This window comes from Microbacterium sp. 22296 (assembly GCF_052045385.1).
Taxonomy (GTDB): domain Bacteria; phylum Actinomycetota; class Actinomycetes; order Actinomycetales; family Microbacteriaceae; genus Microbacterium.
The window spans coordinates 103705-121754 of record NZ_JBQEOS010000001.1 but is presented as its reverse complement, the minus strand read 5'-3'; the positions used below and the strand labels follow the sequence as shown (position 1 = coordinate 121754).

18 protein-coding genes are annotated in these 18050 nt (G+C 70.3%); 11 read left to right on the top strand and 7 right to left on the bottom strand.

All coding sequences use genetic code 11. The features are described 5' to 3' along the window. Nucleotides 1-491: 491 nt before the first annotated feature. The gene (locus ACTJJP_RS00580) at nucleotides 492-1352 is read right to left on the bottom strand and encodes a PHP domain-containing protein (protein WP_440773125.1); all 861 of its coding nucleotides are present in this window, start codon (nucleotides 1350-1352) and stop codon (nucleotides 492-494) included. A 115-nt stretch (nucleotides 1353-1467) separates the two neighbouring features. Here ACTJJP_RS00580 and ACTJJP_RS00575 point away from each other — a divergent pair, with 115 nt between their 5' ends. From ACTJJP_RS00575 to ACTJJP_RS00550, 6 genes are all read left to right on the top strand, one after another. Then, on the top strand, nucleotides 1468-2499 hold the full coding sequence (locus tag ACTJJP_RS00575) for an endonuclease/exonuclease/phosphatase family protein (protein ID WP_440773124.1): 1032 nt from the start codon (nucleotides 1468-1470) through the stop codon (nucleotides 2497-2499). 196 nt (nucleotides 2500-2695) lie between these two features. Beyond that, complete coding sequence (locus ACTJJP_RS00570) at nucleotides 2696-4132, top strand: aminopeptidase P family protein (protein ID WP_440773123.1); 1437 nt, start codon at nucleotides 2696-2698, stop codon at nucleotides 4130-4132. Then, nucleotides 4129-5910 carry a gamma-glutamyltransferase family protein gene (locus ACTJJP_RS00565; protein WP_440773122.1) on the top strand — a complete coding sequence of 594 codons (1782 nt, stop codon included), beginning with the start codon at nucleotides 4129-4131 and terminating at the stop codon, nucleotides 5908-5910. The genes ACTJJP_RS00570 and ACTJJP_RS00565 overlap by 4 nt, the downstream gene beginning before the upstream one ends. Nucleotides 5911-6004: 94 nt before the next feature. After that, entirely contained in the window at nucleotides 6005-6352 is a 348-nt protein-coding gene (locus ACTJJP_RS00560) for a hypothetical protein (RefSeq protein ID WP_440773121.1), read from the top strand. Continuing rightward, complete coding sequence (locus tag ACTJJP_RS00555; protein WP_440773120.1) at nucleotides 6349-8064, top strand: hypothetical protein; 1716 nt, start codon at nucleotides 6349-6351, stop codon at nucleotides 8062-8064. The genes ACTJJP_RS00560 and ACTJJP_RS00555 overlap by 4 nt, the downstream gene beginning before the upstream one ends. After that, on the top strand, nucleotides 8061-8579 hold the full coding sequence (locus tag ACTJJP_RS00550; protein WP_440773119.1) for a hypothetical protein: 519 nt from the start codon (nucleotides 8061-8063) through the stop codon (nucleotides 8577-8579). Before ACTJJP_RS00555 ends, ACTJJP_RS00550 begins: the two co-directional genes overlap by 4 nt. A 15-nt stretch (nucleotides 8580-8594) precedes the next feature. Here the strand turns inward: ACTJJP_RS00550 and ACTJJP_RS00545 are convergent, their stop codons facing one another. Together ACTJJP_RS00545 and ACTJJP_RS00540 are read right to left on the bottom strand one after the other, a co-directional pair. Beyond that, nucleotides 8595-9263: an alpha/beta hydrolase family protein gene (locus tag ACTJJP_RS00545; RefSeq protein ID WP_440773118.1), complete on the bottom strand. Its 669-nt coding sequence runs from the start codon at nucleotides 9261-9263 to the stop codon at nucleotides 8595-8597. After that, complete coding sequence (locus tag ACTJJP_RS00540) at nucleotides 9260-10063, bottom strand: general stress protein (protein ID WP_440773117.1); 804 nt, start codon at nucleotides 10061-10063, stop codon at nucleotides 9260-9262. The genes ACTJJP_RS00545 and ACTJJP_RS00540 overlap by 4 nt, the downstream gene beginning before the upstream one ends. A gap of 71 nt (nucleotides 10064-10134) precedes the next feature. On the opposite strand from ACTJJP_RS00540, the gene ACTJJP_RS00535 reads away from it, so the two are divergent. The 3 genes from ACTJJP_RS00535 to ACTJJP_RS00525 are packed head-to-tail and all read left to right on the top strand — an operon-like array spanning nucleotide 10135 to nucleotide 13141. Then, complete coding sequence (locus ACTJJP_RS00535; RefSeq protein WP_440773116.1) at nucleotides 10135-11454, top strand: magnesium transporter; 1320 nt, start codon at nucleotides 10135-10137, stop codon at nucleotides 11452-11454. Next, nucleotides 11454-11981 (top strand): DUF1003 domain-containing protein, encoded by a 528-nt coding sequence (locus ACTJJP_RS00530; protein ID WP_440773115.1) that lies wholly within the window; start codon nucleotides 11454-11456, stop codon nucleotides 11979-11981. The genes ACTJJP_RS00535 and ACTJJP_RS00530 overlap by 1 nt, the downstream gene beginning before the upstream one ends. Continuing rightward, nucleotides 11978-13141 (top strand): P-loop NTPase, encoded by a 1164-nt coding sequence (locus tag ACTJJP_RS00525; RefSeq protein WP_440773114.1) that lies wholly within the window; start codon nucleotides 11978-11980, stop codon nucleotides 13139-13141. Before ACTJJP_RS00530 ends, ACTJJP_RS00525 begins: the two co-directional genes overlap by 4 nt. A 48-nt stretch (nucleotides 13142-13189) precedes the next feature. Here ACTJJP_RS00525 and ACTJJP_RS00520 read toward each other — a convergent pair whose 3' ends face one another. Then, complete coding sequence (locus ACTJJP_RS00520; RefSeq protein WP_055953679.1) at nucleotides 13190-13561, bottom strand: hypothetical protein; 372 nt, start codon at nucleotides 13559-13561, stop codon at nucleotides 13190-13192. A 71-nt stretch (nucleotides 13562-13632) separates the two neighbouring features. On the opposite strand from ACTJJP_RS00520, the gene ACTJJP_RS00515 reads away from it, so the two are divergent. Next, nucleotides 13633-14271, top strand: a complete 639-nt coding sequence (locus ACTJJP_RS00515) for an O-methyltransferase (protein ID WP_440773113.1) — start codon at nucleotides 13633-13635, stop codon at nucleotides 14269-14271. A gap of 223 nt (nucleotides 14272-14494) precedes the next feature. On the opposite strand, the gene ACTJJP_RS00510 is transcribed toward ACTJJP_RS00515, so the two are convergent. The 3 genes from ACTJJP_RS00510 to dapE form a co-directional block, all read right to left on the bottom strand. Further along, on the bottom strand, nucleotides 14495-14665 hold the full coding sequence (locus ACTJJP_RS00510) for a DUF3117 domain-containing protein (protein ID WP_074615842.1): 171 nt from the start codon (nucleotides 14663-14665) through the stop codon (nucleotides 14495-14497). A gap of 90 nt (nucleotides 14666-14755) precedes the next feature. After that, complete coding sequence (locus ACTJJP_RS00505) at nucleotides 14756-15976, bottom strand: hypothetical protein (protein ID WP_440773112.1); 1221 nt, start codon at nucleotides 15974-15976, stop codon at nucleotides 14756-14758. Continuing rightward, complete coding sequence (gene dapE, locus ACTJJP_RS00500; RefSeq protein ID WP_440773111.1) at nucleotides 15973-17049, bottom strand: succinyl-diaminopimelate desuccinylase; 1077 nt, start codon at nucleotides 17047-17049, stop codon at nucleotides 15973-15975. Before dapE ends, ACTJJP_RS00505 begins: the two co-directional genes overlap by 4 nt. 44 nt (nucleotides 17050-17093) lie before the next feature. On the opposite strand from dapE, the gene dapD reads away from it, so the two are divergent. After that, nucleotides 17094-18014 (top strand): 2,3,4,5-tetrahydropyridine-2,6-dicarboxylate N-succinyltransferase, encoded by a 921-nt coding sequence (dapD, locus tag ACTJJP_RS00495; RefSeq protein ID WP_440773110.1) that lies wholly within the window; start codon nucleotides 17094-17096, stop codon nucleotides 18012-18014. The last annotated feature ends 36 nt before the right edge of the window (nucleotides 18015-18050 follow it).

The window sequence follows — 18050 nt, the reverse complement described above, 5'->3', positions numbered from 1 at the left end:
GNCGCCCGCGTCGCGGCGCCGACCCGGTGCGCGCCCGCGTCGCGCAAACGCCGCGAGAAACGGCATCCGCCGACAGAAACGCCCCATCACCCCGTTTCCGCCCGCGAACAGCGTTTCTCAGCGGATGCCGGCAGCCACCCCGCACGCCGAGCAGCGACTCGCAACGGATGCCGGGCACAGCCCCCGCGCCCCGTCCCGCCCCGCACCGCACCGCGCAGCGCCGCGTCCCGCCCCGCACCGCACCGCGCCGCGCCCCCCACCGCAAGGCGCAGCGCCGCGCCGCACAACGCCCACACACCTCGCGAGAAACGGCATCCGCCGGCAGAAACGCCGCGTCACCCCGTTTCCGCCCGCGAAAAGCGTTTCTCAGCGGATGCCAGCAGCCACCCCGCACGCCGAGCAGCGTCTCGCAGCGCACACCGACAGCAGACACGCGCGACGAACAGCGCCCCGCAACGAATCCCCGCGCCGCCCTCCCGCGAGCGTCCCGTCTACGGGTAGACGGGTGCCGTGCCGTGGCCCAGGGCGAAGATGCGCGCGACCATCTCGTCGGCGGTGGTGTTCTCGCCGGGCAGGTTGGGCTTGCCGAGGCCGTGGTAATCGCTCGACCCGGTCACGATGAGGTCGCGCTCCGCAGCGAGTCGTGCCAGCAGCGCGGTCGGCTCGGGCAGATTCTCCCGGTGCGCGAGTTCGAAACCCGCGAGCCCCGCGTCGAGCATCGCCTGCAGCACACTGTCGGGCAGCAGCGCGCGCCCCGCGGGGTGCGCGACAATCGGAACACCGCCCGCGCCGACGACGAGCTCCACCGCAGCGACGGGGTCGGGCGCGTAGAGCGCCACGTAGTAATCGCCGGCGGGGTGCAGGATGCCGGCGAACGCCTCGGTGCGATCGACCACGATCCCCCGTGCGACGAGGGCGTCGGCGATGTGCGGACGTCCGACGGTGGCACCGTCGGTCGTCTGCGCGACGATGTCGTCCCAGGCGATGTCGTAGTCGTGCGAGATGCGCTCGGCCATGATCTGCGCGCGATCCAACCGCGAGGACCGGATGCGATCGGTCATCGCCCGGAGCGCCCGGTCGTCCGGATCCACCAAGTAGGCGAGCAGGTGGACGCTGCGCCATCGGTGCCGCGCCGACAACTCCATGCCGGGCACGAACGTCATCCCGAGCGATGTCGCCGCTTCCGCCGCCTCCGCCCATCCCGACGTGGTGTCGTGGTCGGTGAGGGCGGCGGTTCGTACACCGTACCGGTGGGCCGCCGCCATGACCTCGGCCGGCGGTTCCGTGCCATCGGAGTGCGACGAGTGCAGGTGCAGGTCGCTCGGTCCGGTGAATCGAGGAGCGTGCGGCACTCTTCGAGCGTAGCGCCCCCTCCCCGCCCGGACGGTGCCGCACCCGTCCTCACCCGCAGGCGGCATCCGGTCGACGTCGGTCGATCTCCCAGACGTCTGACCTAAGGTCGGGTGCGTGCGTCGACTGCTCGGTTCCCTGGTCGCGCTCGTCGTGGCGGCGGGCGCCGCGGTGCTGACGTGGCCCTCCGCATTCGGCGTGGAACGCGTCTTCCCGGTCGCGCAGGTGATCTCGTTCCGTGCCCCGATCGCGGCCGTGATGATCGCCGCGACACTGCTCATGCTGCTGTTCGCCTTCATCCGCCCCCTGCGGGCATTGGCGCTCGTGTTGGCTCTCATCTTCGGCGTATCCGGCGGAATCAACGCCGCGATCCTCTCGCAGCGCGGCCTCGGCTCCGAGGACTTCCCCGCCAAGACGGCCACGAGCCTGCGCGTCATGACGTGGAACACCGCCGGGTCGGCGACGTCAGCCGAATCCATCGCCCAGTTCGCGGTCGGCATGCAGGCCGATGTCGTCACGCTCCCCGAGACGACGATCGACACGGGCGCCCAGGTGGCCGAGATGATGCGCGACATGGGTCAGCCCATGTGGGCGCACCACGCGGAGTACGGCGAGTACGGCATCACCGGATGGGATGCCACCTCGACCACGGTCCTGATCCGCCCCGAGCTGGGCGACTACTCCGTCATCGAGTCGTCGCTGGACGGCTCCAGCAACACGTCGACCGTGCCCAGCGCGGTCGCCATGCCGACGTCCGGCGACGGCCCCATCATCGTCGCAGCCCACGCCGTCGCGCCGCGGCAGGAGTACATGACCGAGTGGCGCAGCGACCTGCAGTGGCTCGCCGACCAGTGCGCGAGCGACAACGTCATCCTGGCGGGCGACTTCAACGCGACCCTCGATCACATGACGGGGATGGGCGTCGACGGCGGCACGCTCGGGCGGTGTCACGACACGGCATCCGAGAGCGGCAACGGCGGTGTCGGCACCTGGCCGACGGACGCCCCCGCGTTGCTGGGCGCGCCCATCGACCACGTCATGGCGACCCCCGATTGGACGGTGTCGGGCTCCGTCGTCATGCGCTCGCTCGACGGCTCGGGCAGCGATCACCGCCCCATCGTCGTCCAGCTGGAGCGCACCGCCGGCTGAGCGGGCACCGGAGCCGCGCCGGATCCCGGCGCGTGTCGGACGCCGCTGTGCCCCGCTCCCCGACTCCGGCGATGCACGCGGATACCGAGGTCGCCGACTCCGGCGAGGCACGGATGCCACTCCTCCCCACGCATCTCCGCTCCACGGGCCCCGTGGTATCCGTGCGGCCGCGGCGAACCGGTGCGAGACTGGAACGATGGATGCCCCCTCCACCAGCGACACGACCGCGCCGACCGCCGAGCCTCAGGCCGATGACACCAAGCCCCTCGATGCCCCGAGCAACCGCAAGGCGCCGTTCCCCCGCGGCTTCCTCGAGAACATCTCGACGGGCTGGGCGGAACGTCCCGACGCGCTCCCCGAGCCGCGGGAGCAGGCCGCGTGGGCTGCACGTCGTCGCGCGCGCGTGTCGGAGGCGTTCCCCGGCCGACGGGTTGTCGTCCCCGCGGGGGGCCTGAAGCAGCGCAGCAACGACACCGACTATCCCTTCCGCGCCCATTCCGCGTTCGCCCATCTGACGGGCTGGGGCCGTGACGCCGAACCCGACGCGGTGCTCGTCTTCGAGCCGCGCGACGCAGGACACGAGGCCGTGCTCTACTTCCGCGAACGCGCCGACCGCACCACCGCCGAGTTCTACTCCGACGCAACGGTCGGCGAGTTCTGGATCGGCCCTCGCCCCGCGCTCGACGGCGTCGCCGCCGACCTCGCGATCGCCACGGCGCACCTCTCCGACTTCCAGCCCGGCGACGACGACCGCACCGTCGGCGACGACGACGAGATCACCCGCTTCGTGTCGGAGCTTCGTCTCGTCAAAGACGAGTACGAGCTGGCCGAGATGGCGCTGGCCGTGGAGGTGACCGGACGCGGCTTCGACGACATCGTCTCCGAACTGCCTCGGATCATCGAGCACCCCCGCGGGGAACGTCTCGTCGAGGGCGTGTTCCATCAGCGCGCGCGATCCGACGGCAACGCCGTCGGATACGACACGATCGCCGCCTCCGGCCCGCACGCGTGCTACCTCCACTGGACGCGCAACGACGGCGCGGTGAAGCCGGGCGACCTCATTCTCGTCGACGCCGGCGTCGAGGTCGACAGCCTGTACACGGCCGACATCACCCGGACGCTGCCGGTGTCGGGCACCTTCACCGACGTCCAGCGCCGCGTCTACGAAGCGGTCCGCGAAGCCGCCGACGCGTCGTTCGCCGCGGCGAAGGTGGGTGTGCCCTTCCGCCGCCTGCACGAGGCCGCGATGGAGGTCATCGCCGCGCGCGTGGCCGAGTGGGGTCTGCTCCCCGTGAGCGCCGAGGAGGCTCTGGACGCCGACAGCGGCGGCCAGCACCGCCGCTACATGGTGCACGGAACGAGCCACCACCTCGGGATCGACGTGCACGACTGCGCGCAGGCGCGCCGCGACATGTACTACGACGGGCTGCTCGAGCCGGGCATGGTCTTCACGATCGAGCCGGGACTCTACTTCCAGATCGACGATCTGACCGTTCCCGAGGAGTACCGCGGCATCGGCGCCCGCATCGAAGACGACATCGTCATGACCGCCGACGGACCGGTCAACCTCTCGGCGGCGATCCCCCGCACCGCCGACGAGGTCGAGGAGTGGATCGCCCGGCTCTCGCGATGACCTTCACGCCACCGGCATCCTTCACCACTCGCCCGACCCTGCGGGGCACCTTCGGCATGACGGCCTCCACGCACTGGACGGCCACGGCGACCGCCCAGGCGGTGCTCGAACGCGGGGGCAACGCGTTCGACGCGGCCGTCGCCGGGGCGTTCGTGCTGCACGTGGTCGAGCCGCACCTCAATGGTCCGGGGGGCGATCTCGTCGCCCTGATCCGCCCGGCGGGAGAAGAGCGTCCCCTAGTTCTGATGGGCCAGGGCCCGGCTCCGGCGGCCGCGAGCATCGACCACTTCCGATCGCGCGGTCTCGATCTCGTGCCCGGAGCGGGCGGTCTGTCCGCCGCTGTTCCCGGCGCCGTCGACGCATGGTTGCTGCTCCTGCGCGATCACGGCACCTGGGAGCTCGCCGACACGATCGCCTTCGCCGTCGGCTACGCCCGTGACGGACACCCGCTCGTCGCGGGGGCCGCGGCCACGATCGCGCGGGTCGCCGACCTGTTCCGCTCTCACTGGCCGACGTCGGCGGAGAGGTGGATGCCGACCGGCTCGCCGCCGGCGCCCGACACGGTCCTGAAGAACCCGGCGTGGGCGGATGTCCTCGACACCCTGGTCGCCGCCGGATCTGACGCGTCGGATCGCGAGGCGCGCATCGACGCAGCGCGATCGCGGTGGATGACCGAGGTGCTGCCCGAGGCGGCGGCGTTCGTCGGGCTGCCTCACCGGCACTCTGACGGTCGCGATCATGCCGGGGTCCTGGATGCCGACGACCTCGCGTCCTGGCGGGCGGGGTACGAACCCGCCGTGACCGTGCGATTTCGTGGGTGGGACGTCTTCAAGGCCGGCACGTGGTCCCAGGGTCCCGCCCTGCTGCAGACGCTGCGGATCATCGAAGACGCCGACGACTCCCGCCTCGACCCCGCGACGGTCGACGGGGCGCACCTGCTGCTCGAGGCGCAGAAGCTCGCCTACGCCGATCGCGACGCGTGGTTCGGTGATTCCGACGGAGCTGTCGGGATCGAGGCCCTGCTCGACGACGACTACGTCGCCGCGCGGCGGGCGCTCATCGACCCCGAGGCATCGACCGACCTGCGCCCCGGATCGCCTGACGGACGGCCGCCGCGCCTCCCTCCGCTTCGTACCGACGCGGCTTCGGCCGACGGGTCAACGGGCGAGCCGACGGTCGACCGGTCGGGGCAGACGCGCGGCGACACCTGCCACATCGACGTGATCGACCGGTGGGGCAACGCCGTGTCGGCGACCCCCTCGGGTGGTTGGCTGCAGTCCTCGCCGACCGTGCCCTCGCTGGGATTCTGCCTCGGCACGCGGCTGCAGGCGACGTGGCTCGTGCCCGACCACCCGGCATCCCTCGAACCGGGCAGACGACCGCGCACCACCCTGACTCCCACTCTGCTGATGCGAGGTGAGGAGGTCGTGGCAATCGGTTCACCCGGCGGCGACCAGCAGGATCAGTGGCAGCTCCCCGTGCTGCTGCGTCTGCTGGTCGGCGGGTACTCCGGTCAGCAGGCGATCGACGCGCCGACGCTCAACACGACCGCACTCATCGATTCGTTCTGGCCGCGCACATGGACGCCGGCCGGCGTGACGGTCGAGGACCGCCTCGGCGACGAGGTGATCGCCGCACTCGAAGCGCGCGGTCATCGGGTGCGCCGAACGGGCGACTGGTCGCTCGGACGCGTGACCGCGGTCGGTCGTGACGCGGATGGTGTCCTGTGGGCCGCCGCCAACCCGCGGGGCGCGCAGGGATACGCCGCCGGTCGCTGACCGTGTTCGCCTGCGGGCGAGCGCGGTGGTGAATTCCGCGCCGTTATCCACAGGCGGGAAACGGGCGCGGGGGCGCCTTCATTAGCATCCGGGGATGTCGTTCTCCGTCCAGCCCGATGAGATCGCCGGCATCGCCGATCGCGTCCGTCTCGCCCTCGACGACGCCCTCGACCGCTCGCACGCATTGCGTGACGCGGTCGAGGCGCTGAGCGGCGCGCTCGGCGGCCTTCCGTCCGCGCGAGCAGCGTTCGACGACGTCGCGCTCGCCCGGGTCGAGTTGTCGCGCGGCATCGTGTCGCGCGGGCGTTCGGCCCTTTCGGCTCTTCGATCGGCCGTCCTCGCCTACGTCGAGGCCGACGACGACATGGTCGCGTCGACGCACCGTGCAGACCCCGATTCGGCACTGTTCGATCCGGCGCGGTTCGGTCGGGCGCGTCGATGACCCCCGCGATCGACGACATCCCCGTCTGCCCCGCCGATCCCGACGAGCTGCGTCGACTCGCCCAGTCCGTGGAGGCCGCGGGATCCGCCACGAAACCCTCGGCCGATCGCATCCTGTTCACCTGGGAGCTGCTGTCGAGTGTGTACCGCGCACCCGAAGCGACCGCGCTGCAGCAGAGTCTGCGTCCACTCGATCCTGCCGCCGCCGAGATCCACTCGGGCCTGCGCGGTGCGCGCACGGCGATCGAGACGCTGGCCGATGAACTCGAGGCCGTGAACCGCCGACGCAACGCCCTGATCGAGCGACTGCGCGAACACACGGCGACTGCGGTTCTGGCCCTCCCTGAGGCGAGCGATACTCTCGGTCGGCGTCTCGACGACATCGCGCACGCCGAACACGACGCCGCATTCCGCCGGGACTGCGCCGCCTTGATCGATGGATGGGATGCCGCAGCGCGCGCGTGCGCCGCGACGCTCCGTTCGATCCCCGACGTCTCGTGGACCCTGACCCGCGACCTCTCCGTCGATGAGGCCGCCCCGGATGCGCCCTCGACGTCCGTCCTCGACGAAGCCGCGCTCCCCCTCCTCCGCCGTCTCGCTCGCGGCGGCGCCGATGCAGCGCGCTTGCTGCGCGAGAACCCGGAGTGGACAGCCATCATCCGACGCGGCCGACCCGAAGCCGTGGCCGAATGGTGGTCGAGCCTGTCCCCCACCGTCGCTGCCGCGCTTGTCGGAGCGGTCCCGGCTTTGATCGGCAACCTGGACGGCGTCGCCCTCGCCGATCGCGTCGCGGCCAACCGGGCCCGCGCCGCAGGCCACCTGACCGAGCTCCGCGCGAAACGCGACCGCGCGCTCGGCATCGACAGCTCCACCGGTGCGCGGCGATCCCGCGCCGTTCCTTCCGCAGACATCGACGCCATAGAGCGCGAGACGGCCTACTTCCAGGCCGTGGCCGACGGTCGAAGACAGCTCTACGCGTGGGACCCCCACCACGGCTCACTCATCGAAATGTCGGGCGATCCCGCCACCGCGAAAGCCGCGCTGTTCGTCGTGCCGGGCACGAACACCACGGCGGACTCGTTCTATGGAGAGGACCCCGTGACCGGATTCGCGGACTGGCAGGTGCGAGGCGGCCGAGGAGAGGTGATGGCGTTCACCGTGATGACCGGACCCATGCCTCAACTGCGGGATATCCCTTACGGCGGGGGTCCTCAGTGGAACGGATACGCGCACGATCGTGCACCCGAATATGCCCGGTTCATTCTGGGTGTGCGCGCCGCAGATCCGAGTCTGTGGACCATGAGCTATGAGCATTCGTACGGCGGCGGCGTCGGCAGCGCCGCCGAAGCATACGGCGGCATCGTGAATTCCCGGTTCTTAGCCGCGTCCGTCGGCGCGGTGGACGGGTACGTGCCTTCGGATGGAACGACCTATTTTTCGGCGCAGGGGCCGGATGACATCAATCGCTATTACGCGGGGCTTCAACTGGGTCCGGTGGGCTTCGGGGTTGGTCCTGAGTCCATCGGTGGTGTGAAGACTCTCGACTCCGGGCTCCCGGGGACTGATCCCGCCAAGCTGACGCTTGGCGTCCCATTGGTCGTCGCCGACAGCGTCGCTCATCACAACGCGCTGATGAGCGACGACGAGAGTATCAACGGGAAGGTACTGAACTCCGTGAAATACCTCCTGAGGACGAAAGGTATGGCGGAGTGAAACGCTTGCTTTACATCGCAATTGTCATCGTCACCGTTGAGGTATTGGGAGGCTGCGCGATGTCCACACCGTCGTACACCGAGGTGCGCAGCGAGACACTCGATGCACTGCAGGTGGTCTCGGACCTCGTCCCGGGACCAAAGGAGATCGTCGCGACCCCCGAGTTCGACCCATATCCGTGCAACGACGGTCTGACGCTGAGTGGCGGCTCAGGTTCGTTTTATACCGGTCAATGGGCACTCTTCGTTGACGACAGTTTCGACATCCCGCGCTTCATCGAAGAAGTGCCCCAGCTCTTGGGTGATGAGTGGCATGTCGAGGAGTTGGGAGTGCCCGTGAACTTCGCCGAGGTGTATCTCGTTCGTGATTCGCCCCGAATGACGTTGACCGTCGAAGAAAATACGATCGATGGCCGCAAAGCCATCGACCTCCTCGCGATATCTCGGTGCGGACGCGTCACGGACGAGGAGCGCTCCGCAACCTTCCCCCCGCCGACGCCTCGACCCGCGCCGTAACGAGCGAGCGTCCCCTCACACCCCGCAAACGAACTCCCCCACCACCGGAGCCAGTGCCGCGCCGATCTCGTACGCCGGCCGCCGCGCGCCCTTCACCTCGAACGAGTGATTGCCACCGGCGACCCAGTGCACCCGGGCATCCCGGCACGAGGCCACGACCTCCTCGAACTGTTCCCTCGGGTCGATGAACGGGTCGTTCTCTCCCTCGACGAACAGCTGCGGCACGGCGATGGCGGGCAGGTGCTCGCGCCTCGGCTTGTCGGGTCGACCGGGCGGGTGCAGGGGGTACCCGAGGTAGACCAGGGTCCCGGGGGCGATGACCTGCTCGGCGCACGCGACCGACGCCATGCGTCCGCCGTACGACTTGCCCACGGCGCCCCAGGGTCCGGGTGCCGCGGTGCCGAGCCACGCCTGTACGCCCGCCCACGTCGCGACGGCGTGAGCCGCGGGTCCGGGCATGCGGCGGCCGGCCTCGACGTAGGGGAAGACGAAGCGCAGCACCGACACACCATCCGCCATCAGCGCGTCTGCCAGTCCGGCGAGGAACGGATGCTCCATACCCGCGCCCGCTCCGTGCGCCAAAGCGATCGTCGCGGTCGGCGATTCCGCCCGCGCCCACAGCCCCGATACCTCGGTGGCACCCGTCGGCAACGCGACGGGGATGCGGACCGGCTCGGAGCTCACCGGATGGTCGGAGCGGAGTCGCTGTCGGCGTCCTCGTCACCACACGACGGCGGCGTCACGCGCTCGCCGTACCGGGGCGGCTCCTCGCCGGTCGGCGCGGGCGAGGCGGGAGACGCGGTGGGTGCCGGCGGGCGCGGCGGCGCCACGGGGGCCTCGCCCGCGGGCGGCACGCGCTCACCGTACTGCGGGGGCCCTGCCTCCCCGACGGGAGGAGTGACCGGCGGACGCGGCGGCGCGGCGGGGGCCTCGGTCCCCGGTGGCACGCGCTCGCCGTAGCGCGGAGGCGCCGTGTCGTCCGAGGCGGGTCGCGACACCACGGTGCGCTGCGTTCCCGTGGGTCCCACGATGCCGCGTGCCTTGTGCACGCTGTTCGCAGCGACGCACACGTCGTAGTGGTCGGCGGCGACCTGCATGACCGACGCGAAATCACGACGCCGGCGCACGATCGAGTAGGTGCCGAGGCTCAGCAGCATCCCGAGCGCCATTCCGACGAGCAGCACGCCGATGAACGCGGAAATCTGGACCGTCGGTGTTCCGAGTACGAAGATGAACGCGAAGAGCAGACCGAGCATGAGGCCGTTCAGGGCACCCGAGCGGGCTGCCGTGGCGTAGCCGAGCTTGCCGGTGATGCGCTCGATCGAACGCAGTCCCGACCCGACGATGGCGATGTCGCGCGCGGGAACCTCGCCGGCGATCAGCGACGAGACCGTCTTCTGCGCCTGCTCGTAAGTCGGGAACGAGGCGACCTTCTCGCCGACCTCGTCGCGGCCGGCACCCGGACGCTGCGCGAACATACTCATTTCACCATCCTGTCACGCGCGCCTGACCGTTCCCGAGGTGTTCACCGAGACCTGCGGACTACGCTGGACCGGTGAGCACGCAGAGGGTTTTCGTCGCCCGTTTGACGGGCTGCACGGTGTTCGACCCGGCGGGAGACCGTCTGGGCAAGGTGCGCGACGTCGTGGTGATCTACCGCGCGTCGGCGGCGCCGCGCGTCGTGGGGCTCGTGGTCGAGATCCCCGGCCGTCGACATGTGTTCGTGTCCATCGGGCGCGTCACCTCCATCCAGTCGGGTCAGGTCATCACGACCGGTCTCATCAACGTCCGCCGTTTCCAGCAGCGCGGTGGCGAAGTGCGTGTGATGGCCGAGATGCTCGGGCGGCGCGTGAGCCTCGTCGACGGCTCCGGCGGTGCCGTGATCGAAGACGTCGCGATCGAACGCAACCGCCTCGGCGAATGGGACGTGGGTCAGCTGTTCCTGCGTCGCCCGCGCACGAGCGCTTCCCCGTTCGCCAAGGGAGCGACGACCTTCGCCGCGTGGGGCGAGGTGCGCGAGAACCAGACGCCCGGCGAAGCGCAGTCCGCCGAACAGCTCGTGGCGACCTACTCCGAGCTCAAGCCCGCCGACCTGGCCAACACCCTCCTCGATCTGCCTGAGGAGCGTCTCATCGAGGTCGCGGAGGAACTCAGCGACGACCGTCTCGCCGATGCTCTGGAAGAGATGCCCGAAGACGAGCAGGTGCACATCCTCGAGCAGCTCGGCGACGAGCGCGCCGCCGACATCCTGGATGCCATGGAGCCCGACGACGCGGCCGACCTCCTCGGTCAGCTGCCCGAGTCCCGCTCCGAGCAACTGCTCGAGCTGATGGAACCTGAGGAAGCCGACGACGTGCGCGCCCTGCTGCAGTACGGGCCCGACACCGCCGGTGGTCTCATGACCCCCGAGCCGATCGTGCTGTCGGCGGATGCCACGGTGGCCGAGGCCCTGGCCCTCATCCGCCGTCACGAGTTGCATCCCGCGCTCGCGGCATCCGTGTTCATCACCCTGCCGCCGTACGAGACCCCCACCGGACGCCTGCTGGGCACGGTCCACTTCCAGCGGATGCTGCGCTATCCGCCGCACGAGCGTCTCGGCGCCATCATCGACGACACCCTCGAGCCGGTGCCCGCCGACGCCACCGCCGCCGAGGTGGCGCGTCTGCTGGCCAGCTACAACCTCGTGTCTCTGCCCGTGGTCGACCAGGCGCATCGCCTCGTCGGCTGCGTCAGCGTCGACGACGTGCTCGACTACCTGCTGCCCGATGACTGGCGCACGCACGACGGCGACGATCCGACACCGAAGACGACGACCCGACAGCTCACGACGCAGAGCATTCCCACCCAGGTCCCGAACACTCCGAGGAGGCGCTGATGGCACGCACCAACCGACGTCCCGCCCTCGACGCCCCCCGTGGTCGCACGGGGGTGCTGGCGCCCCGCGCGCCGCAGCCTTCGCGTGACCGTTTCGGCCGTTTCACCGAGTGGGTGGCGCGCGCGATGGGCACACCCACGTTCCTGGCCTCGCTGACGCTGTTCTGCGTGCTGTGGATGGGGTTCAACTCTCTCGCGCCCGATGACTGGCGCTTCGACTCCGCCGCGATCGGCTTCACGGCGCTGACGCTCGTGCTCTCTCTGCAGGCGTCGTACGCGGCGCCCCTCATCCTGCTCGCGCAGAACCGGCAGGACGACCGCGACCGCGTCCAGATCGAGCAGGACCGTCAACGCGCCGAACGCAACCTCGCGGACACCGAGTACCTCGCCCGTGAGATCGTTGCGCTGCGCATGGCCGTGCGCGACCTGACCGACGAGGTCATCACGAAGGACACCCTGCGCGCCGAACTCAGGGCCGCCCTCGATCGCCTCGACGAGCACGACGAGCACCCGCGGACCGGCTCATGACGTCGGAGCCCGCGACGACCGAGCTCGCGGAGCGCGTGCGCGCCGCCGTCGCGGCCGTCACAGATCCCGAGTTGCGACGTCCCCTCGGAGAACTCGACATGCTGCGCGGCGTCGACGTGCACGACGCGACCGCCGAGGTCGCGATCGCGCTGACCATCGTCGGGTGCCCGGCCGCCGATCGCATCGAGCGCGACGTTCGGGATGCCGCTGCCTCGGTCGCCGGCATCGATACGGTAGACGTGCGGATCGGTGTGATGTCACCCGACGAGCGCAAGGCGCTGACCGAGAAGCTCCGCGGCGGTCGGGCCAAGCGCGAGATGCCCTTCGGCTCCGACTCGCTCACCCGCGTCATCGCGGTGACGAGCGGCAAGGGCGGCGTCGGCAAGTCGACCGTCACCGCCAATCTCGCCGTGGCGCTCGCAGCGCGCGGCCTTCGGGTCGGACTCGTGGATGCCGACGTGCACGGCTTCTCCATCCCGGGCTTGCTCGGTCTGGTCGACGCCGACGGTCTGCCACCGGCTCCGACGAAGCTCGACGACCTCATCCTCCCGCCCGTCGCCTACGGCGTGAAGGTCATCTCGATCGGCATGTTCCTGCGCCGTCCGGGCGAGGAGGCCGCAGGCGCGGTCGCCTGGCGCGGGCCGATGCTGCATCGCACCGTGCAGCAATTCCTCACCGACGTGTTCTTCGGCGACCTCGACGTTCTCTTGCTCGACATGCCGCCGGGCACGGGCGACGTGGCGATCTCGGTCGGTCAGCTGCTCCCCCACGCCGACGTGCTCGTCGTGACGACCCCGCAGGCGGCCGCCGCCGACGTCGCCGTCCGATCCGGGCTCGTGGCGCGCCAGACGGGTCAGCGCCCCATCGGCGTGATCGAGAACATGTCCGCGATGACCCTCCCCGACGGGACGCTGCTCGACCTGTTCGGCGCCGGGGGCGGCGAAGCCGTGGCCCGCGCCCTCTCGAGCGAGATCGATGACGTGCCCCTGCTGGCATCCGTTCCCCTGAGTGCGGCCCTGCGGACCGGCGGCGACGACGGGCGTCCCGTCGTCATCGCCGCCCCCGACGACCCCGCGGCCCGCGCGATCACCGCCGCCGCCGCGGCCCTCGCCGTGCGCCCCCGCGGCCTGGCGGGCAAGCCGCTGCGCCTCGGCGTCTGAGGCGGCGCGGCCTCCCGGTCCGGGAGATCAGCGAGGAGCCCCGCGCGGTCAGGTCGCCTCATCGTCGAACGGGGGACGCTCCCCCGCGACGAAGGGCGTCGTCTCGGGCTTCTCACGGGCGGCCAGCGCCGCCGCGCCCGCCGCGCGCATCGTCGCGGTCGGAGTGTCGTCGAGCAGAGCCTCGCGGATGATGCGGCGCGGGTCGTACTGACGCGGATCGAGCTTCTTCCAGTCGACGTCGTCGAACTCGGGACCCATCTCGTCGCGCATGCGCGACCGCGCACCCTGCATGGTCTCTTTCGCGCGTTTGGTGAACTTCGCGAGCGCCTCGGCGTAGCGGGGCAGTCGCTCCGGACCGATGAGGACCGCTGCGATCACGCCGATCAGCATGAGCTTCTCGATCGTGAGCCCGAAGAACATGCGTCCAGATTACCGGCCGCGCCTGGGGGTCCCGCACCGATCGGCCGTCTAGCCTGAACAAGGAGGTCCACGTGAGCGGTCAGCAGGCGAACGAGCGGTTCGTGCAGGAGTCGACGGTCGAGCCCGAGCACATCGCTCGCGCACGGGCGCACGCTCTCGAACTGGGCGCTGCGCCCATCAGCGCGGCGGTCGGAGCGCAGGCTGCGGTGATCGCGGCGGCATCCCGAGCCCTCAACATCGTCGAGGTCGGAACCGGCGGCGGTGTTTCGGGCCTCTGGCTCCTCCACGGTTCGCCGCGCGCGACCCTCACGACCATCGACAACGAGCCCGAGCATCTCGGCGCCGCGAGGTCCGCGTTCATCGATGCGCGTGTCCCTGCCGCGCGTGCGCGCTTCATCACCGGTCGGGCATCCGATGTCCTCCCGCGCATGAACGAGGCGTCTTACGACATCGTGTTCATCGACGCCGACCCCGAAGGCGTCATCGAGTACGTCGAGCACGGACTGCGGTTGGTTCGTGCCGGCGGCACGGTCCTCATCCCCCGTGTGCTCGCGAACGGTGCGGTCGCCGACCCCGTGCGACGCGATGCCGTCACGACGGCCTATCGCTCGCTCATCCAGGAGGTGCAGACCTCGCCCGCCGTCATCGGCGCCCTGTCGACCACGGGCGAGGGTCTCCTGCAGCTGACGACGCGCCCGACCAACGTCTGAGCGAGGGAGCTCGGTCTCGCGACCGGTGGAGCCCACGGGGGTGTCGAGCCGCCCGGACGCCTGTCGCGGATGCCGGGCATGTCATCGCCCGCACCGTCTGTCGCGACTCGGAACGACCCGGATCGCCGCCGGAGGGTGTCGTCGGGGAGGCCTCCGGGCCCCATCGCCCGGAGGAACACGGAAGGCCGGCCCCGAGGGGCCGGCCTTCGCACGTTGACGGTCGTCAGGCGGTGACGACGCCACCGAGGACGTCGTAGAGTTCTTTCGCCTCGGCATCGTTGACGGAGACGACGAGTCGTCCACCCCCCTCGAGCGGCACCCGCACGATGATCAACCGACCCTCCTTCACGGCCTCCATCGGTCCGTCACCGGTACGCGGCTTCATGGCTGCCATCGCGGCCCCCTTCTCGTGATTGCACTCCGATTAGTTTAGTCGGTCACCGGCACAACCCGCCGTCACAGGTCGTCACCTGGCGTCGCGAGGTCAGGGAATCTGCCAATAGGTGTTCCCCAGCGCGTACATGTTGTAGATCCACCACCACTGCCCGACCAGGGCGAGTGCCAGCATTCCGAGGCGCCACGGCAGCGAACGCGGCACCGCGAGGGCGCCGAAGAGCGGCGACGCCGGCACGAGCAGCCGGAAGACGCTGGACTGGGGGAAGAACACCAGCAGCAGATAGACGAGGTAGCTCGCCGACCAGAGGCGCACCTCGATCCCGAGCTTCTTCACCTGCGGCAGCAGGAACAGACCCGCCGCAACGGCGACGACCAGCAGGAAGAGGAAGATGTAGCCCATCTCGGGCCCGAGACCCCACTGCGTGAACCAGAAGCCCGCGGCCTTGACCCACCCGTCGATCGGCACGAATCCGCTCTCGCCGCCGAGCCAGTTACGACGCCAGGCGAGCTCGGTGGCGAGATACGCACCCGGATCGCCGGTCACGACAGCGGCGACCCATTGCCACGCGAACCCCACGAGGGTTGCCAGGGCGCCCAACGACACGATGTGCACCACGTCACGCGCGGGCAGCGTCTCGCTGCGTCGGCGGATGAAGCGATGGATGCCGTAGAGCCCGAGGAAGAGCGCGAAGGCCAGGATGCCGGGACGGGTGAAACCCATCGCCGGCACCAGCAGGTACAACCAGCCCCACCGCCGGCGCTGAACGCACCGGATCGACAGGAACAGCAGGAAGAGGAAGAGCGTCTCGGCGTAGCCGACCTGGAACAGCGCGGCGAGCGGACCGCACGAGAAGAGCACGACCGCCCACATCGCGGCATCCCCCCCGATGCGCTCCCGCAGCATCGCGTGCAGCGCCACGCACGCCCCGTAGCCCGCGACGAGCGAGACGACGACCGCGCCGGCGCCCCACGACCCGAGGAAGAATCCGACACCGGCCGAGAGATACGCGTACAGCGGCATGAAAGCCCAGGCGTTCTCGGCGACGTGCCCCGCCTCCGCCAGCGGCAGCTCGGACGGGTACCCCGACACCGCCACCGTCCAGTACCACTGCGCGTCCCAACCGATGGCGAGATTCGACAGCGAGGGGGCGATCCCGAACCGCGACCCCTCGGTCGACAGCGAGGCCGCGAACAGGAAGAACGCCGTCGTGACCAAACGCGCGACGACGTAGACGATGGCGATCCGCGCCGCGACGGGCAGCCGCGTCCATGCGTTCGCGGCGGTGACGACGGGGGCGGGTGCGGTCACGACGTGCTCAGCCAGGCGCGGAGCCCGCGTTCGACCGCGTCGATCTGCCAGACGGGGACGCGCTCCTCATCGTGGTGCGCGAGGTGCGGATCACCGGGACCATAGTTCACCGCCGGGATGCCGAGCGCCGAGAACCGAGCGACGTCGGTCCAGCCGTACTTGGGCGTGGGCGTGGCGCCCACGGCATCCACGAACTCTTTCGCCAGGGGTGCGTCGAGCCCCGGACGCGCTCCCTCGGCGATGTCGACGATGTCGATCTCGAAACCGGTGAACACGTCGCGGACGACGCGTGCGGCGCCCTCGGCGTCGCGGCTGGGGGCGAACCGGTAGTTGACCTCGACCTCGCACGCGTCGGGGATGACGTTGCCCGCGACACCGCCCGAGATGCGTACGGCATTCAGCCCCTCGCGGTACACGAGTCCCTCGACCTCGATCTCGCGGGCCCGGTATTCGGCCAGTCGCGCGAGGATCGGGGCGGCCTTGTGGATCGCGTTCTCGCCGATCCAGGAGCGGGCGCTGTGCGCGCGCACGCCGTCGGTGCGGATGAGGGCGCGGAGCGTGCCGTTGCACCCTCCCTCGACCTCGCCGTTGCTGGGCTCACCGAGGATCGCGAAATCACCCTCGAACAGGTCGGGGCGGTTGCGCGACAGGCGCCCGAGACCGTTGAGCGTGGAGTCGACCTCTTCGTGGTCGTACCACATCCACGTGATGTCGACCGCGGGGTCGGTGAGTTCCGCGGCGAGCTTGAGCTGCACCGCGACGCCGGCTTTCATGTCGACGGTGCCGCGTCCCCAGAGGAAGGCCTGGCCGTCCACCTCCCGCTCTTCGACCGGCAGGTTGCGGTTGATCGGCACGGTGTCGATGTGCCCGGCGATGACGACGCGTCGGCTGCGGCCGAGCGAGGTGCGGGCGACGATGGTGTCGCCGTCACGAACGACCTCGAGGTGGTCATAGGCCGAGACGGCGGCCTCGATGGCATCCGCGAGAGGAGTCTCGTCATCGGACACGCTGGGGATGTCGCAGATCGCCCGGGTCAGGTCGACGGATGAGGCGGTGAGGTCGAGCACGGACATGCCCCCGATCATTTCACACGCGCCCTCGCCGGTAGCCTGAGGGTGTGAGCAACGAACGACGCATCAGCGCTGCCGGCCTCTCCACACGAACCCTCGACGGAACGGTGCTCGACGCCTGGTTCCCGCATCCGGTGCTCGGTTCGACGGGCGACCTGGATGCCGAACGGGAGGCGCTCGAAGCCTCCGCCGGTCCCGACGAGCGACGCGGTGTCGTCGTCGAGACGGTGGCTCTCACGATCGACGCCGACGCAGCACCCTCCTCCACCGTCGATGCCTATCTGCGTCTGCACGCGCTGTCGCACCTCTTGGTTCGTCCGAACGAGATCAACCTCGACGGCATCTTCGGCCACCTCCCCAACGTCGCGTGGACCACCGCCGGCCCCGTGCACCCCGACGATGCGGCCCGCCGTCTTCCGCTGCTGAAGCGCCACGGCATCGAGGTGCAGGGTCTCGACAAGTTCCCCCGACTGACCGACTACGTGCTGCCCGCGGGCGTACGCATCGCCGACGCGTCGCGGGTGCGCCTGGGCGCGCACCTCTCCCCCGGCACGACCGTCATGCACGAGGGCTTCGTCAACTTCAACGCCGGCACGCTCGGTTCCTCGATGATCGAGGGCCGCGTCTCGCAGGGCGTCGTCATCGGCGACGGGACCGACATCGGCGGCGGCGCGTCGATCATGGGCACGCTGTCGGGCGGCGGCACTCACCGCGTCTCGATCGGCGCGCGAACCCTCCTCGGCGCCAACGCCGGCATCGGCATCTCGCTCGGTGACGACTGCGTTGTGGAAGCCGGCCTCTACGTCACCGCCGGCACGAAGGTGAAGGTCGGCGACCAGACGCTGAAGGCCGGCGAGCTGTCGGGCCGCGACGGCATCCTGTTCCGTCGGAACTCCCTCACGGGCGCCGTCGAGGCCTCGGCGCGCGCCGGCGTCGGCGTGACGCTGAACGAAGCGCTTCACGCCTGACAGCGCCGAACACTCTCCGAGAAACGCCTCTCGCTC

Bases quoted from the DNA above. Each gene is read 5' to 3' on its own strand.
- ACTJJP_RS00510 (WP_074615842.1), bottom strand. From the start codon at position 14,665: ATGGCAGCCATGAAGCCGCGTACCGGTGACGGACCGATGGAGGCCGTG.
- ACTJJP_RS00555 (WP_440773120.1), top strand. From the start codon at position 6,349: ATGACCCCCGCGATCGACGACATCCCCGTCTGCCCCGCCGATCCCGAC.
- ACTJJP_RS00560 (WP_440773121.1), top strand. From the start codon at position 6,005: ATGTCGTTCTCCGTCCAGCCCGATGAGATCGCCGGCATCGCCGATCGC.
- dapE (WP_440773111.1), bottom strand. From the start codon at position 17,049: ATGTCCGTGCTCGACCTCACCGCCTCATCCGTCGACCTGACCCGGGCG.
- ACTJJP_RS00525 (WP_440773114.1), top strand. From the start codon at position 11,978: ATGACGTCGGAGCCCGCGACGACCGAGCTCGCGGAGCGCGTGCGCGCC.
- ACTJJP_RS00520 (WP_055953679.1), bottom strand. From the start codon at position 13,561: ATGTTCTTCGGGCTCACGATCGAGAAGCTCATGCTGATCGGCGTGATC.
- ACTJJP_RS00540 (WP_440773117.1), bottom strand. From the start codon at position 10,063: ATGAGTATGTTCGCGCAGCGTCCGGGTGCCGGCCGCGACGAGGTCGGC.
- ACTJJP_RS00565 (WP_440773122.1), top strand. From the start codon at position 4,129: ATGACCTTCACGCCACCGGCATCCTTCACCACTCGCCCGACCCTGCGG.
- ACTJJP_RS00530 (WP_440773115.1), top strand. From the start codon at position 11,454: ATGGCACGCACCAACCGACGTCCCGCCCTCGACGCCCCCCGTGGTCGC.
- ACTJJP_RS00570 (WP_440773123.1), top strand. From the start codon at position 2,696: ATGGATGCCCCCTCCACCAGCGACACGACCGCGCCGACCGCCGAGCCT.